General features: G+C 61.1%; 14 protein-coding genes. 4 read left to right on the top strand and 10 right to left on the bottom strand.

Annotated elements, in window-relative coordinates:
* Positions 1-85: 85 nt before the first annotated feature.
* The gene (locus EDD52_RS05100; protein ID WP_132242507.1) at positions 86-586 is read right to left on the bottom strand and encodes a hypothetical protein; all 501 of its coding nucleotides are present in this window, start codon (positions 584-586) and stop codon (positions 86-88) included.
* Between the two features lie 75 nt (positions 587-661).
* Positions 662-1,615, bottom strand: a complete 954-nt coding sequence (locus tag EDD52_RS05095) for an SDR family oxidoreductase (RefSeq protein WP_132242505.1) — start codon at positions 1,613-1,615, stop codon at positions 662-664.
* Between the two features lie 119 nt (positions 1,616-1,734).
* Between EDD52_RS05095 and EDD52_RS05090 the strand changes: the two genes are divergently transcribed.
* A complete protein-coding gene (locus EDD52_RS05090; protein ID WP_165907460.1) occupies positions 1,735-2,331 on the top strand; it encodes a TetR/AcrR family transcriptional regulator in 597 nt (198 codons plus the stop codon).
* Positions 2,332-2,494: 163 nt separating this feature from the next.
* Here EDD52_RS05090 and gyrB read toward each other — a convergent pair whose 3' ends face one another.
* The 5 genes from gyrB to rpsT all read right to left on the bottom strand — a co-directional run bounded on the left by gyrB (position 2,495) and on the right by rpsT (position 9,615).
* Positions 2,495-4,912, bottom strand: coding sequence for a DNA topoisomerase (ATP-hydrolyzing) subunit B (gene gyrB / locus EDD52_RS05085; RefSeq protein ID WP_132242501.1), 2,418 nt, complete (start codon positions 4,910-4,912; stop codon positions 2,495-2,497).
* A 127-nt stretch (positions 4,913-5,039) separates the two neighbouring features.
* Entirely contained in the window at positions 5,040-6,149 is a 1,110-nt protein-coding gene (gene recF / locus EDD52_RS05080; protein WP_132242499.1) for a DNA replication/repair protein RecF, read from the bottom strand.
* Between the two features lie 49 nt (positions 6,150-6,198).
* Positions 6,199-7,317 (bottom strand): DNA polymerase III subunit beta, encoded by a 1,119-nt coding sequence (gene dnaN, locus EDD52_RS05075; RefSeq protein ID WP_132242497.1) that lies wholly within the window; start codon positions 7,315-7,317, stop codon positions 6,199-6,201.
* A gap of 148 nt (positions 7,318-7,465) precedes the next feature.
* Complete coding sequence (gene dnaA, locus EDD52_RS05070; RefSeq protein WP_132242495.1) at positions 7,466-8,839, bottom strand: chromosomal replication initiator protein DnaA; 1,374 nt, start codon at positions 8,837-8,839, stop codon at positions 7,466-7,468.
* A gap of 512 nt (positions 8,840-9,351) precedes the next feature.
* Entirely contained in the window at positions 9,352-9,615 is a 264-nt protein-coding gene (gene rpsT / locus EDD52_RS05065; RefSeq protein ID WP_132242493.1) for a 30S ribosomal protein S20, read from the bottom strand.
* A gap of 271 nt (positions 9,616-9,886) precedes the next feature.
* On the opposite strand from rpsT, the gene EDD52_RS05060 reads away from it, so the two are divergent.
* Positions 9,887-10,072 (top strand): hypothetical protein, encoded by a 186-nt coding sequence (locus EDD52_RS05060; RefSeq protein ID WP_132242491.1) that lies wholly within the window; start codon positions 9,887-9,889, stop codon positions 10,070-10,072.
* Between the two features lie 75 nt (positions 10,073-10,147).
* Here the strand turns inward: EDD52_RS05060 and EDD52_RS05055 are convergent, their stop codons facing one another.
* Positions 10,148-10,924: an enoyl-CoA hydratase gene (locus EDD52_RS05055; RefSeq protein WP_132242489.1), complete on the bottom strand. Its 777-nt coding sequence runs from the start codon at positions 10,922-10,924 to the stop codon at positions 10,148-10,150.
* A gap of 64 nt (positions 10,925-10,988) precedes the next feature.
* Positions 10,989-11,840: a bifunctional DNA-formamidopyrimidine glycosylase/DNA-(apurinic or apyrimidinic site) lyase gene (gene mutM, locus EDD52_RS05050; protein WP_132242487.1), complete on the bottom strand. Its 852-nt coding sequence runs from the start codon at positions 11,838-11,840 to the stop codon at positions 10,989-10,991.
* Between the two features lie 86 nt (positions 11,841-11,926).
* Between mutM and ubiE the strand changes: the two genes are divergently transcribed.
* Complete coding sequence (ubiE, locus tag EDD52_RS05045; protein ID WP_132242485.1) at positions 11,927-12,679, top strand: bifunctional demethylmenaquinone methyltransferase/2-methoxy-6-polyprenyl-1,4-benzoquinol methylase UbiE; 753 nt, start codon at positions 11,927-11,929, stop codon at positions 12,677-12,679.
* A gap of 3 nt (positions 12,680-12,682) precedes the next feature.
* Positions 12,683-14,215 (top strand): 2-polyprenylphenol 6-hydroxylase, encoded by a 1,533-nt coding sequence (gene ubiB / locus EDD52_RS05040; protein ID WP_132242483.1) that lies wholly within the window; start codon positions 12,683-12,685, stop codon positions 14,213-14,215.
* Between the two features lie 99 nt (positions 14,216-14,314).
* Here the strand turns inward: ubiB and EDD52_RS05035 are convergent, their stop codons facing one another.
* Complete coding sequence (locus EDD52_RS05035) at positions 14,315-14,509, bottom strand: hypothetical protein (protein ID WP_132242481.1); 195 nt, start codon at positions 14,507-14,509, stop codon at positions 14,315-14,317.
* Between the last annotated feature and the right edge of the window lie 285 nt (positions 14,510-14,794).

The raw sequence follows: 14,794 nt of genomic DNA, 5'->3' as shown, positions 1-14,794 counted from the left end.
GATCCAGCGCGGGCGCGCCCCTTTCACACCCTTCCGACATGCCTTTGGCGCGTATCAAAGGCAAGGTTGGATCGCGTCGGCGCGCCTAATCGGGTGCTCTGGTCAGTTCGGCCTTATAGGCGAGCAGGCGCGCATTGGCGTTGCTGTCGACGAGGATAAGCGCGGTGAACATGGCGATCGCGGTGATCAGGCTTGCCCGCCAATAGGGGCCGGTAAGGAACGGGAGCGCCAGCGCACAGAGCGCGATGATCGCCGGGAAGAGCCGAAACACCGCGAAACGGTAATCGTTCAGCACCTTGTCGGCGCGGGCAAGCTCGGCGGTCAGGAAGGCGGTGCTGTCGCTGGCATAGGTCGTCGGCAGGGAGGCAAGCCGGGTCTGGGCAGGCAGGAACAGACCGACCCCAAGGATCAACAGCAAGACGCCCGCCACCAGCATCGGGATGACAAATGCGCGGGCCAGATCGGTGCTGCCAAGCTGGCGAAAGCCCAGACCTGACAGCAGGAAGGCCAGCCCGAAGCCCGCGAAGACCAAGGCGGCGTGCATTTCGAACCGCGCCCAGTCACTGGCAGTTTTCACGATATCCATAAGGCGGCCTTTCTAGCGAATATCCGGTCCGAGGGCGACCCGTTGCGTTTGAGACGCCCCCGGTATCCAGGCGGGTCAAAGCGCCCAGGTGAAGCCTGTGTCCTTTTCGGACCGCTCCCAAAGCCGGGTCATGACTTGCTTGTCATAGGCATGGGCGTTCAGCGTGCCCTTGCCGACCGGGCCGACAAATTCCCTTGTCCCGGTGGGGCCGTAGAGCGCGCGCTGTTCGGTCAGCGCCTCTTCGGTCGCGCACATCACCTCGGGGTAGGAGCCTTGCTCGGCGGTCTGGACCATCGGCGTCTTGGTCATCAGCCACCAGATAAGCCGCATCGTCCGGCTGCCGCTGGTGGAAATCAGAGAGGTCGCCGAAGAGCCGGGATGACAGACAAAGACCTCGACCCCGGTGCGGCCTGCGGCGACCAGCCTGTCCTGAAGCTCGTAGGCGAACATCATCTGCGCCAGTTTGCTTTGCGAATAGGCAGTGTTGGGGCCGTAATCCGTTTCCCAGTTCATGTCGTCAAAGCGGATCGTTTTCAGCCCCATATTGTAGCCAAGGCTGGCCACGACGACGATCCGGCCCTGCGACGCCTCGATCCGGTCGAACAGCATTCCGCAAAGGGTGAAATGGCCGTAATGGTTGGTGCCCAGCTGGCTTTCGAAACCATCAGGCGTCAGCTTGCGGGTCGGCACCTGCGCGATGGCGGCGTTGCAGATCAGCGCGTCGATGCGCGGCACGGTTTGCAGCACCTCCGCAGCGGCCCTGCGGACAGAGGCCTGTTCGGCAAGGTCCATGCGGATGAAGCTGACCTCGGCATCCGGGCCGAATTCCTGCGTCAGTTCCTGTATCGCAGCGGCCGATTTTTCGGCGCTTCGGTTCAGCATGACCACTTTCGCGCCCTTGCTAAGCAGGATGCGCGCGGCCTGAAACCCCGCCCCGGCATTGGCGCCGGTGATGACATAGGTCTTGCCTGCGAGGGTGCCGAGGCGGTCTGGAGTCCAGCCCTTGGGTCCGAATTGCGTGTCTTTCATCTGGTGATCCTCTGGCGCCGTGGCGCTTGCGTTTGTAAACTCCGGGGTTTACATATGGATGGAAGGCGCGCTTGTAAACCCAAATGTTTACTTTTGTCGCGCGGAGTGAGGCTGGATCGATGAAACTGACTGAAAAGAAACGAAAAGATATTCTGGATGCAGCCATCGAGGAGTTCCGCGAGCAGGGTTTCCCGGCCGCACGGGTGAACCGGATTGCAGAGCTGGCGGGCGTTTCCAAGCGGACCCTCTACAAGCATTTCGAAAGCAAGGAGCTGCTGTTTCAGGCGATCACCGACATCCTGTTGGAACAGATCGCGGCCGCGCCGAAATTAAGCTATCGACCCGATGCGCCGCTGCGCGATCAGCTGGTCGCAGCGGTGCGCGACTATGTCAGCCATCTGAATGGCGAGCATTATATGGGGCTGAACCGGCTTGTGATGTCTGAACTGCTGCGCGATCAGGATCTGGCGCGGGCATTTCTGTCAAAGGCGGCGATGCAGGATGGCCCGATCAAGGCGCTGATTTCAGGGGCGATGCAGGCCGGTGCGCTGCGGCAGGCCGATCCCGGTTTCGCGGCCGGTCAGCTCTTGTCGATGGTCAAGCATTTCCTCGTCTGGCCGCTGTTCCTCATGGGCGCGAAGGCCGAACTGGACAATGACACGGTCATCACGGATTGCGTGGACATGTTCCTTGCCTTTTATGGCACGGAGAGGTGAACGCCCCCTGCCCCCGCCAAAATGCGGGCCGCATGGCACGGCCCCTCCCGGTCTAAAACGCCAGACACAAGCCCGGTCAGTCCCACATACGTTTTCCTGAAGACCACCCCGGCGCCGACATGTCATCCGGCGCCAAGGGTGCAGCCTGTCACGGCGCCGGAATTCAGAAGTCCAGATTCTCGACGCTCAGGGCGTTTTGCTGGATGAATTCGCGGCGGGGTTCGACGACGTCGCCCATCAGCTTGGTGAACAGGTCATCGGCCTCGGCCATGTCGTCGACCTTGACCTGCAGAAGCGTCCGCGCGTCGGGGTCCAGCGTGGTTTCCCACAGCTGACTGGGGTTCATTTCGCCCAGACCCTTGTAGCGCTGGAGCGAGAGACCCTTTTCGCCTTCGTCCAGAATGGCCTTCAGAAGGTCGAGCGGACCGTGAATCAATTGCCGACGATCCTTGCGCTCCAGCGTGGCGGGCAGGTCGTAGACGGCTTGCAGGTTCTGGGTGAAGCTGCCGGTCTTGCGGGCCTCGCCCGAATGCAGCATCGGACCGTCCAGCGTGCGCACCTCTTCGACGCCGCGCAGAATACGGGCCAGCCGGATGCCGCGATCCTGGGTGATCCGGCCTTGCCAGCCGCGCTCGTATTCAACGGCGATCAGATCAAGCCGTCTGGCGACCTTGTCGGCCACGCCCTGAAGGTCGGATTCCACCGCGCCCGGCACGAATGCCCCCGCAATGGCCGCCTGTTCAAGGATGTGGCGCGGGTAATGCGTTGGGAAGGCGTCAAGAACGCGCTTCAACTGGCGCGCCTCGTCAATCACACGGATAAGATCCTGGCCTGCAATCTCTTCGCCGTTCCCCTGCCGCAGCAGCGCGCCATCGACGCCCTGCTGGATCAGGTATTCTTCCATCGCGGCCTGATCTTTCAGATAGACCTCGGACTTGCCACGCGCGACTTTGTAAAGCGGCGGCTGCGCGATGTAGAGATAGCCGCCCTCGATCAGCTGCGGCATCTGGCGGTAGAAGAAGGTCAGAAGCAAGGTCCGGATATGCGCACCGTCGACATCCGCGTCCGTCATGATGACGATCTTGTGGTAGCGCAGCTTGGAGATGTCGAATTCATCCCGACCGATGCCGGTGCCAAGCGCCATGACAAGGTTGCCGATCTCCTGGCTGCCCAGCATCCGGTCAAACCGCGCCCGTTCGACGTTCAGGATCTTGCCCTTCAGAGGCAGGATGGCCTGCGTGCGCCGATCCCGGCCCGTTTGCGCAGATCCGCCGGCAGAGTCACCCTCGACGAGGAAGACTTCGGTCTTTGCCGGGTCCTTTTCGGAACAATCCTTGAGCTTGCCGGCAAGGTAGTTCACATCCATCGCCGTCTTGCGCCGGGTCAGTTCGCGCGCCTTGCGGGCGGCTTCGCGGGCCATCGCGGCTTCGACGATCTTGCCGACGATCTGCTTGGCCTCGTTCGGGTTTTCCTCGAACCATTCGGCCAGCTTTTCGTTCACCAGGCCTTCGACGGCCGGGCGCACCTCGGACGAGACAAGCTTGTCCTTGGTCTGGCTGGAGAATTTCGGGTCCGGCACCTTGACCGACAACACGCAGGTCAGCCCTTCGCGAGCGTCGTCACCGGTGAAGTTGATCTTCTCGCGCTTGGCGATGCCCGAGGATTGGGCGTAGCTGTTGATCGTCCGCGTCAGGGCGCCCCGGAACCCGGCCATATGCGTGCCGCCATCGCGCTGCGGGATGTTGTTGGTGAAGGGCAGCACGGTTTCGTGGTAGCTGTCATTCCACCACATCGCGACCTCGACGCCGATACCGTCGCGTTCCCCGGTCATGTAGATCGGAACAGGCATGACGGGCGTCTTGGAACGGTCGAGATATTTGACGAATTCACGCACACCGCCTTCGAAGAACAGCTCGCTGCGCAGGGGCTCTGCGGGGCGCTCATCCTCCAGCAAGATGCGCACGCCCGAATTCAGGAAGGCCAGTTCGCGCAGGCGCTTTTCCAGCGTCTCGAAGGAATAGTCGAGGTTGGAGAAGGTGGTTGTCGAGGCAAAGAAGCGGACCTCTGTGCCCTTTTCGCCATTCGCGTCGCCGACGACCCGCAGGTGTTCGACCGTATCGCCATGGGCGAATTTCGCGTAATGTTCCTTGCCGTTCCGCCAGACGCGCAATTCCAGCCAGTCACTCAGCGCGTTGACCACCGAAACGCCCACGCCGTGCAAACCGCCGGACACCTTGTAGGAGTTCTGGTCGAATTTGCCGCCCGCATGCAGCTGGGTCATGATGACCTCGGCCGCCGAGACGCCCTCTTCCTCGTGAATATCCACCGGAATGCCGCGCCCGTTGTCCCGTACGGAGACAGAGCTGTCGGCGTGGATTTTTACCGAAACCTTGGTGGCGTGGCCTGCCAGTGCTTCGTCAATTCCGTTATCCACGACCTCGTAGACCATGTGGTGCAGGCCAGAGCCGTCATCGGTGTCACCGATATACATGCCGGGGCGCTTGCGCACCGCTTCCAAGCCCTTGAGAACCTTGATGGATTCTGCGCCATATTCTGTTTGTTCTTGCTCGGTATCGGACATGCCGGCCTTCCTTGGTCTTTTGCGCATTTTATACCCATCATTGGGGGCATTGTCACGCGATTGACACATGATTTGGTGGTTTGGCGGCATCAAACCGTGCGTCACAACCAAGGCGTGTGTGGCGCCGTCAATCGCCCTGCCGATGCACCTGCGACACGCCATCCGTTTCGCTGATTTCAAGTCGCTGCGCCCGGTCGCCCAGATCCTCGAAAAGCTCTGCCCCGGTGCCGGTCATCCAGGCCTGCGCGCCCAGGGCGCAGACCTCGTCATAAAGCGCCGCGCGGCGCCCGGCATCAAGGTGTGCGGCGACCTCATCCAGCAGCAACAGGGGCGGCGCACCGAAGCTGCGGGCAAGCGCGCGGGAATTGGCCAGGATCAGCGAGATCAGCAGCGCCTTCTGTTCGCCGGTGGAACAATCGCGCGCGGGAACGCCCTTGGCAGCAAAGGTGCCTGCCATGTCGGCGCGGTGCGGCCCGATCAGCGTGCGGCCCGCCGCCATGTCGCGGGACCGGCTTGCCGCCAGCGCATCGCGCAGGTCCGAGGCATTGGCGGGCATCTCGCCCTCGGGCTGAAGAAGCTCCAGATCCGCGGTTGGAAATGCCGTTTCGGCCTCTGCCTGTGCAGCTTGCAACGCGGCCAGTGCAGCGACGCGGTTGGCGTGGATCGCGGCGCCCGCATCGGCCATCTGCACCTCCAGCGCGGTGTACCAGTACGGGTCGCGCACCATGTCCTTGAGCAGGCGATTGCGTTCCCGCATCGCCTTTTCGTAGTCCAGCGACGCCTCTGCATGGTCGGGAAAAAAGGACAGCGTCATCCGGTCGAGGAACCGCCTGCGGCCATCGGCGCCTTCGATCCAGAGCCGGTCCATCGACGGGATGAGCCAAAGCACGCGGCCAATCCGGCCAAGCGCGGTTTGCGTGGCGGCCTTTTCATCAAGCCGGACCTGACGCGCCGCCCCTGCCTGTGACTGAAAGGCAACCTCGTGGATTTGGCCAAGGCTGTGCAGAAGCCCGGTGACTTTCCAGCCAAGCGCCTCCGGTCGCCGCGTCATCTCTTCGGCAGAGGCCCGGCGCAGCCCGCGGCCGGGCGAGAACAGCGAGATCGCTTCGAGGATATTGGTCTTGCCGGCCCCGTTCGACCCGAACAGAGCAACCGGTCTTTGATCGACGTGCAGCACCGCGCGCTTGTGCGACCTGAAATGCGACAGGGTAAGCTGTTCGAGATAGAGGCCCGTCATGAAAGGTCCGCAGCCCCGGCGGCGGGCAGGTTTGGTGCGGCCCGCGCCGTCAAACGCGCATCGGCATGACCACGTAGACGGCGCTGGTGTCGTTGCCTTCCCGCATCAACGTGGGATCCCCGGAGGAGTTGAACAGGAACACCGCATTCTCGCGGTCCACCTGGCTGGCAATCTCCAGCAGGTATTTCGCGTTGAACCCGATCTCCAGCCGTTCGTCGCTATAGGCGACGGCCAGTTCTTCCTCTGCCGCGCCGCTGTCCGGTGCGTTCACCGACAGGATCAGCCGATCCTCGTCCAGGGCCAGCTTGACGGCGCGCGAACGTTCCGAAGACACGGTTGCCACGCGGTCCACCGCCTTGGCGAAATCGGCGGCGTCCACCTCCATCCGGCGGGTGTTGCCCTGCGGGATCACGCGTGTGTAATCGGGGAACGTACCGTCGATCACCTTGGAGGTCAGCGTGATATCCGGCGTGGCAAAGCGCACCTTTGTTTCCGAAACCGAAACGGCGATCTGCATGTCGTCGTCTTCCAAGAGCTTTCGCAGTTCGCCCACGGTCTTGCGGGGCACGATGATGCCGGGCATGTCCTCGGCGCCCTTCGGCAGGGGCGCGTCGATCCGGGCAAGGCGGTGGCCATCGGTCGCCACGCAGCGCAGCGCCTTGCCATCTTCGCCATCGGCGACATGCATGTAGACGCCGTTCAGGTAATACCGTGTTTCTTCGGTCGAAATCGCGAATTTCGACTTGTCGAACAGCCGCCGCAACACTTTCGCATCAGCCGAGAAATTCGCTGAATATTCCGAAGACGCCATCACCGGGAAGTCTTCTTTGGGCAGGGTGGCCAAGCTGAAGTTGGACCGGCCCGCCTCGACCGTGATCCGCCCGGACGCGCTTTCCTCGGTCAGCGTGACCAGAGCGCCATCCGGCAGTTTGCGAACGATTTCATGCAGCGTGACGGCGGAAACCGTCGTGGCGCCTGCGCGTTCGACCTGTGCCGACGCCTTGTCCACCACCTCGATATCAAGATCCGTCGCGCGGAAGGATGCGGTGTCTCCCTCGGCCTCGATCAGGACGTTTGCAAGGATTGGGATCGTGTTGCGGCGCTCCACAACCGATTGCGCCTGCGCCACTGCCTTAAGCAACGTGCCGCGTTCCATGCTGAACTTCATCCCTCGACCCTCCGATTTACCGGGACACACACGGTAGCCGCAGCCAAAGGCGGTTCCAAGCGCTTTGTTGGTTTGTCCATTGGATTTTTCGGGGCGTCAAGGGCGCCTTCCACAAGAAGACGCCCTTTGCTACCGAACTGTTGCGACTTCAGGCCTCTAGCGCCCGGCGCAGAAGCTCCAGATCCTCGGCAATCTGGCCGTCCTGTTGCTTGAGCTCTTCGATGCGCTTCACCCCGTGCATGACAGTGGTGTGGTCGCGCCCGCCAAACCGGCGGCCGATCTCTGGCAGGGAACGGCTGGTCATCTGCTTGCACAGATACATGGCCACCTGCCGCGGACGGGCAAAGCTGCGCACCCGCTTCGGGCCGATCATGTCGCTGAGACGAATGTTGTAATGCTCGGACACCTTGCGCTGGATCTCCTCGATGGTGATCTTGCGTTCGGACGCGCGCAGCACATCCGACAGGCAATCCTGCGTCAGGTCCATGGTGATCGGACGGCCAACCAGCGACGCAAAGGCAAAAAGCCGTGTCAGCGCCCCTTCAAGCACACGCACATTGGTCGAGATCCGCAGCGCAAGAAATTCCAACACGCCCGATTCAAGCTCCAGATCAGGGTATTGGAGCCGGTGACCGTCGACCTTGGATTGCAGGATGCCCAGCCGCAATTCGTAATCGGTGGGGTGCAGATCCACCACCAGACCGCTTTGCAGACGCGACTTGATGCGGTTTTCCAGATCCTTGATCTCGCCCGGGGCACGATCCGCCGAGATGATGATCTGCTTGTTCTGATCCACCAGCGCATTGAACGTGTGGAAGAACTCTTCCTGGGTGGAATCCTTGCCGGCAATGAACTGCACGTCATCCACCATCAGCACATCGACAGAGCGGAACATCTCTTTGAAGTCCATCATCTTGCGATCGCGCAGCGCCTGGACAAAGCGGTACATGAACTGTTCGGCCGAAAGGTAAAGCACGTTCAGCTGCGGGCTGCGCTCGCGCAATTCCCAGCTGATCGCGTGCATCAGGTGCGTCTTACCAAGGCCAACGCCGCCATAGAGAAACAGCGGGTTAAAGGTGACAGGGCCACCTTCGGCCACCCGTCTTGCGGCGGCATGGGCCAGCTCGTTCGGTTTGCCGACGATGAAGGAATCGAAGGTGAACCGCGCATCAAGCGGTGCGCCCGGCAGAGCGTCGGCAGAGGCCGGTGCCGCAACATCCCTGACCGGTTCGACAGGTTCGGGCCGCGCATGCGCCGGTTTGGCAGCGGCCGCACCCGCTTGCGACGGTACGTCGAATTGCAATCGACGCACGGATTTCGTGCCCTCAGAGATCTTTGCCAGCAGCAGTTCCCCAAAATTCTGCGACACGTAGCTGCCCAGAAAATGCGTCGGCACGTGGAACTTCGCCACGCCATCCTCGACACCAGAAAACTTCAGCGGTTTCAGCCAATTCGTATAGTTATTCTTGCCCACAGTCTGGCAAAGACTGTCCTGCAACGCGCCCCATTGTTCCAGTGTCATTTAAATCGGCCCCATTTCATGCCATTCTCCCAACGTCTACCAACCGCGGCAGCGGCGGGCGGCCAGATCGACCAGGCAAACACTCCTTGCACCGTTGCCGCAACAGCAACGGAGAGCGGATGTCATCCACGGGCATGTGACAGGCACGGCAAGCCCCGACGGAGTCCCAATCCGACGACGCAAAATGCCATGGCCGCGACAAGCGCGTAAATAATGGACTGGCAAGGGGGTATAACCCCCAACTACTCTACGCCACCATTTGGCAGCCAGCGTAGAGGTGCAGAAAACACGGGCCATTAATTCGGCCCAGATGCGGTTCTGCCTTCGCCTGTCCCCCCAGCGATGTGACTCGCAGGCTCAAACTATCAATTGCGCCTGCGGAGCGGCAACTGATCTTCGATCTTGACTCTCATTAATCGGAAAAAGAATCTCTGGCCCCCATGCAGGAATGCCACAACGCAAAAAAGGCACCGCCCGCGGCGATGCCTTTTTCATCAAACAGTTAGATCGGTTTAGCCGATCGCCTTCACGCGTGCCGTCAGGCGCGACATCTTGCGCGAAGCGGTGTTCTTGTGGAAGACGCCCTTGGTGACGCCGCGCATCAGCTCTGGCTGGGCTGCGCGCAGGGCGGCGGTTGCAGCATCCTTGTCGCCGGATGCAATCGCCTCTTCGACCTTGCGCAGGTAGGTCCGGATGCGCGAGCGGCGCGCCTTGTTTACCAGAAAGCGCTTCTCGCTCTGCTTTGCACGTTTCTTCGACTGCGGCGTATTTGCCATGTTCGTATTCCCAGTTTGCAAGTTTCAAATCTCTCGCACCATGAAACCCGCAACAGGGTTCAGCCGAACCTGTCGAATCTTGCCAAAGCGGGCATCACGCGCATGTAGCGGCGTCCTATAAAGAGTTTGCCCGGCAATGCAAAGCCCAAATTCCAGGCTGGCGCCCTTGCTATGGAATGCAAACGCCGCTTCGGGTATAGTGCGACTCCCGGAGCACGAGGCCGAAACGGATCTCGGCCCACTGGATCCGGGATCAGAAGAGGAGGAAGCAATGCTCGATCCACTTAAGATCTCTGAATATGCCCGCGCACTCTACCGCGCCCATGGCAACAAAGCCGAAGCCGAAGCGGCATCGCGCCTGCGACAAAGCGAACAGACCGGCAATCAGGACGAGGCCGAGAACTGGCGCCGGATCCGACAGGCAATTTCACAGCTGCGCGGGCCGGGCCAGGCCTGACCGCGACGGGATGGCGGGCGGGGCGCCTTCCGGCAAGGCCGGAACAGCGCCGCTCGACCCTCCCGTAATCGCCTGTCACTTGTCGCGGAACTGGGCCGCGCGCTTTTCCAGGAAAGCCGCCATGCCCTCGGTCTGATCGTCCGTGGCAAAAAGCGACTGGAACAGGCGGCGTTCATACAGGATGCCTTCTGCCAGCGTCGTCTCATAGCTGCGGTTAACGGATTCCTTGACCGCCATCGCCGTCAGGATCGACTTTTCCGCGATCTTTGACGCAGCGCCTTGCGCCTCTTCCATCAGCTTCTTGGCGGGCACCACCCGGCTGACAAGCCCGGACCGCTCTGCCTCTTCTGCATCCATGAAACGCCCGGTCAGATGCATGTCCATCGACTTGGATTTCCCGACAAACCGGGTCAGCCGCTGCGTCCCGCCAATCCCTGCAACCACGCCGAGGTTGATCTCTGGCTGGCCGAATTTCGCGTTTTCGGCAGCGATGATGAAATCGCACATCATCGCCAATTCACATCCGCCGCCCAGCGCATATCCCGCCACAGCGGCGATGATCGGCTTGCGGATACGGGTGATCGCTTCATGCTCATCACCGAAGAAATCTGACAGGTACATGTCAACGAAGGACTTCTCGGACATCTCCTTGATGTCCGCGCCGGCAGCGAAGGCTTTGGTATTGCCGGTGAGGATGATGCAGCGCACCCGATCATTCCCATCAGCTTCCTTCAGCGCCTTTGCCAGTTCGGCCAACAGCTGCGAATTCAACGCGTTCAGCGAGTCCGGCCGGTTCAGCGTGATGGTTGCGATGTGGTCTTCTACGTCGACGATGATCGTCTCATAGGCCATGAAACCTGCTTTCGGTTGTTCCGTACAAACCCGATTCCTTACCACCTGAGCGCGCCCGATCAAGTTATCTTTGGCATTGCCTACAGTAGAAAGACGATCTTCCGGCCTGAACGATTCGTCGGATTTGCCCGTTACACCCCTCTCGTCTGCAGGCATCCCCCTCGCGGCCATAGACATCGAAACTATGCTGAAAATAGCCCAATTCGCCATCTGCCTGACGAAAATCGCGCAGCGATGACCCCCCGGCATCTATCGCCTCTGACAGGACATCGCGAATGATCGGCACCAGCCCGGCCACCCGCGCCTCTGCGATGTGTCCCGCCTTTCGCGTGGGCGCAATTCCGGCGCGAAACAACGCCTCGCAGACATAGATATTGCCCAGCCCCGCAACGATTCTCTGATCCAGAAGCGCCGATTTTATCGGGGTGTTCCGACCGCGCAGCGCCTCGACAAGATGGCTTTGCGAGAATTCATTGCCCAGCGGTTCCGGCCCCAGCTTGGCCAGCAGCGGATGCGCCTCGGCACCGGTTGTTGGCAGAAGATCCATCGCTCCGAACCTGCGCGGATCGTTGAAGGTGATGCGCGCACCGTTATCCATATCCAGCACGACATGGTCGTGTTTCTCGGCCGCCGGATGCGCGTGCACGAACCGACCAAGCGGATCGCCCGAAACCAGCATCCGCCCCGACATGCCGAGATGGATCAAGAGCGACTCGCCGCGATCCAGATCGGCGAGAAGGTATTTCGAGCGTCGCCGGAGCCGTTCCACCTTGGCCCCGGTCAGCCGGGCGGACATATCCGGGGGAAAGGGCCAGCGCAAATCCGGGCGGTTGATCAGCGCGCGCGCGATCCGCGCCCCCTCCATGACCGGCGCCAGCCCGCGACGGACTGTCTCGACTTCTGGCAATTCGGGCACTGGAGAGCCTCCTGACGGCTGGGTCGCATTGTAACGGCGGAACGGCGCTCTATAAGAAGGGTCACACACGAGGATCACAAGACCCGATGACCGACGACACTGAGAAAACCACGCATTTCGGGTTTCAGACCGTTCCCGAAGACGAAAAGGCCGGACGCGTTCAGGGCGTCTTCAATTCCGTTGCCTCCAAATATGACGTCATGAACGACGCCATGTCGATGGGCATCCACCGGATCTGGAAAGATGCGATGATGGACTGGCTTGCGCCACGGCCCGGACAGCAATTGCTGGATGTGGCCGGCGGGACGGGTGACATCTCTTTCCGGTTTCTCAAACGCGCCGGGCACGGGCATGCGACGGTGCTGGACCTGACCGAACCCATGCTGATCGAAGGCCGGAAACGGGCAGAGGCTGAGGCAATGGCCGACAGTCTGGACTGGGTCGTGGGCGACGCCATGTCCCTGCCCTTCGCTGACAACAGTTTCGACGTCTACACGATTTCCTTCGGGATCCGGAACGTGACACGCCCGCAGGATGCGCTGGCAGAGGCGTTCCGCGTGCTGCGTCCGGGCGGGCGCCTGATGGTGCTGGAGTTCAGCCAGATCCCGAATGACATGATGCAGAAGATCTATGATCTCTATTCCTTCAACATCATTCCGCGTTTGGGGCAGGCGATTGCCGGGGACCGCGACAGTTACCAATATCTGGTCGAATCCATTCGCCGCTTCCCCGATCAGGAGACCTTTCTGGGCATGGTTCAGGCAGCGGGGTTTGAGCAGGCAAAATATCGCAATCTGACGATGGGCGTGGCCTGCCTGCACTCGGGCTGGAAAATCTGAGGGATGCGCGGACCTCACAACATCTGGCGGCTGATCCGAACCGGCGCCACGCTTGAACGCACTGGCGCCATGGGCGTCGTGCTGGATGCTTTCGACGCGCCACCATCGCTGCGGATCGCGGCGCGCACGCTGGGCTGGCCCTTCAAGTGGCTGGGCTACAAGGGCGATCCGTCTATGCCCCCCGCCACCCGTGCGCTCACCGCGCTGGGGCCGGCCTATATCAAGTTCGGGCAGGTGCTTTCGACCCGGCCGGATGTTGTGGGTGACGAGCTGGCCGTTCAGCTGCGCGTGTTGCAGGACAAGCTGCCCCCCTTTCCGACCGTGCTTGCCAAGGCAGAGGTCGAACGGGAAATGGAAATTCCCGCCGATCAGATCTTCTCGGAGTTTGAAGAGCCGGTGGCCGCGGCCTCCATCGCGCAGGTTCACAAGGCACGTATTGCCGAAACCGGCGAAACCGTGGCCGTGAAAGTGCTTCGCCCCGGCATCGAGCGGGCTTTCCGCACCGATATCGACGCGTTCTATTTTGCCGCCCGGATGATCGAATTGCTGTCACCCGCCTCGCGGCGGCTTCGCCCGATGGATGTGATCGCCCATTTCGAAGGCGTCGTGATGGGAGAGCTGGACCTGCGTCTGGAGTCCGCTTCCGCATCTGAATTCGCAGCCAATACCGAAAAGGACGAGGGGTTCGAGCTGCCTCAGGTGAAGTGGTCCCTGTCCGGTCGCCGCGTCATGACGCTGGGATGGGCCGAAGGTGTTCCGATGGGGGACAATCAGGCCATCGACGCCGCAGGGCATGATCGCCGCGTGCTGAGCGAACGGGTGCTGCAACTGTTCCTGCAACATGCGTTGCGGGACGGTTTTTTCCATGCGGACATGCATCAGGGGAACCTGAAAGTCGCCGCGAATGGCAATATCATCGCCTATGATTTCGGTATCATGGGGCATATCGACGAATATACCCGCAGGGTCTATGCAGAGATCCTGTTCGGCTTCATCCGGCGCGATTACAAGCGCGTTGCCGAGGTGCATTTCGAAGCGGGATATGTGCCTGCGGACCGGGATGTGGATGAATTCGCCCGCGCGCTGCGCGCTGTGGGCGAACCGATTTTCGGCATGGACGCGACGCGCATTTCGATGGGGCGGCTCTTGTCCTACCTCTTCGAGGTGACAGAGCGGTTCGGCATGGAAACCCGCACAGAGCTTATCCTGCTGCAACGCACGATGGTCGTGGTCGAAGGTGTCGCGCGCTCTCTCAATCCGCAGATGAACATCTGGGAAGTCGCCAAGCCGGTGGTCGAAGATTACATCAAGAGCTCTATCGGACCCGCCGCCGTCGCCCGGGATCTGGGCCGGACGGCAAAGGTCATGGCGCGGTTCGGGCCGCGATTGCCCGGGCTTGTCGAGGCCGCCCTGATCCGCCAGTCAGATCAGACGCCCCCTGAGGGGCCGAAACTTGGCAGAATGCGCTCTGTCTGGTGGGTGTCGGGTGTGGTTGTCGGCATTTTGACAACCCTGGCCGTCCAGGCCGTGTCCTGATTTGCTGCGAAAGACTCGTCAAAATCCGATGGGCGACAGAAGAAACGAAAACGGCGACCCAAGGGTCGCCGCATTCAAATTCAGATCCGATCGAGGGGTTTAGGTGCCCGACGAGGATGCAGCAATCACAGCGATTGCCATCAGGCCGGCAACGATGCCGATTGCCGGAACAGCCGACAGGCCCTGAGTCGCTACGAAGGGATCGCTGTCGACAGCTGCGGTTTCAGCAGCCAGCGGAGCAGCGGTCGATACGGCAACAGCAGCAGCTGCGGCGATCATCGAAAACTTTTTCATGATTCTCTCCAAACAGTCTTTTACGGCGCAAACACACCTCAAGCCCCGATGTTATACACGATGCTGCTACCGTTCAAACCTGTTTCTGGCGTCAACTGGGCGAGTTTTCGCTCGAAATCGCCTTCGCGGCTTTCAAGCAACACTGTCAATGGCCTTGATAATGGCGGTGACGCAAAAGGCGAGGCGGAGAAACGTGCATTTGTGAAAACATCTCAACGGCTTGGACAATGGTGATCAGTTCGCGCCCGATACGTCGGGTCTGCTTGGGTGGTTTGCTCAGCTATT

Source organism: Primorskyibacter sedentarius, from assembly GCF_004342065.1.
Lineage (GTDB): Bacteria > Pseudomonadota > Alphaproteobacteria > Rhodobacterales > Rhodobacteraceae > Primorskyibacter > Primorskyibacter sedentarius.
The sequence above is the reverse complement of the archived record's forward strand: the minus strand, read 5'-3'. Positions and strand labels throughout refer to the sequence as shown.

Excerpts from the sequence above, each read along its gene's own strand:
- EDD52_RS05100 (WP_132242507.1), bottom strand. The coding sequence starts at position 586 with ATGGATATCGTGAAAACTGCCAGTGACTGGGCGCGGTTCGAAATGCAC.
- EDD52_RS05095 (WP_132242505.1), bottom strand. The coding sequence starts at position 1,615 with ATGAAAGACACGCAATTCGGACCCAAGGGCTGGACTCCAGACCGCCTC.
- EDD52_RS05090 (WP_165907460.1), top strand. The coding sequence starts at position 1,735 with ATGAAACTGACTGAAAAGAAACGAAAAGATATTCTGGATGCAGCCATC.
- gyrB (WP_132242501.1), bottom strand. The coding sequence starts at position 4,912 with ATGTCCGATACCGAGCAAGAACAAACAGAATATGGCGCAGAATCCATC.
- recF (WP_132242499.1), bottom strand. The coding sequence starts at position 6,149 with ATGACGGGCCTCTATCTCGAACAGCTTACCCTGTCGCATTTCAGGTCG.
- dnaN (WP_132242497.1), bottom strand. The coding sequence starts at position 7,317 with ATGAAGTTCAGCATGGAACGCGGCACGTTGCTTAAGGCAGTGGCGCAG.
- dnaA (WP_132242495.1), bottom strand. The coding sequence starts at position 8,839 with ATGACACTGGAACAATGGGGCGCGTTGCAGGACAGTCTTTGCCAGACT.
- rpsT (WP_132242493.1), bottom strand. The coding sequence starts at position 9,615 with ATGGCAAATACGCCGCAGTCGAAGAAACGTGCAAAGCAGAGCGAGAAG.
- EDD52_RS05060 (WP_132242491.1), top strand. The coding sequence starts at position 9,887 with ATGCTCGATCCACTTAAGATCTCTGAATATGCCCGCGCACTCTACCGC.
- EDD52_RS05055 (WP_132242489.1), bottom strand. The coding sequence starts at position 10,924 with ATGGCCTATGAGACGATCATCGTCGACGTAGAAGACCACATCGCAACC.
- ubiE (WP_132242485.1), top strand. The coding sequence starts at position 11,927 with ATGACCGACGACACTGAGAAAACCACGCATTTCGGGTTTCAGACCGTT.
- ubiB (WP_132242483.1), top strand. The coding sequence starts at position 12,683 with ATGCGCGGACCTCACAACATCTGGCGGCTGATCCGAACCGGCGCCACG.
- EDD52_RS05035 (WP_132242481.1), bottom strand. The coding sequence starts at position 14,509 with ATGAAAAAGTTTTCGATGATCGCCGCAGCTGCTGCTGTTGCCGTATCG.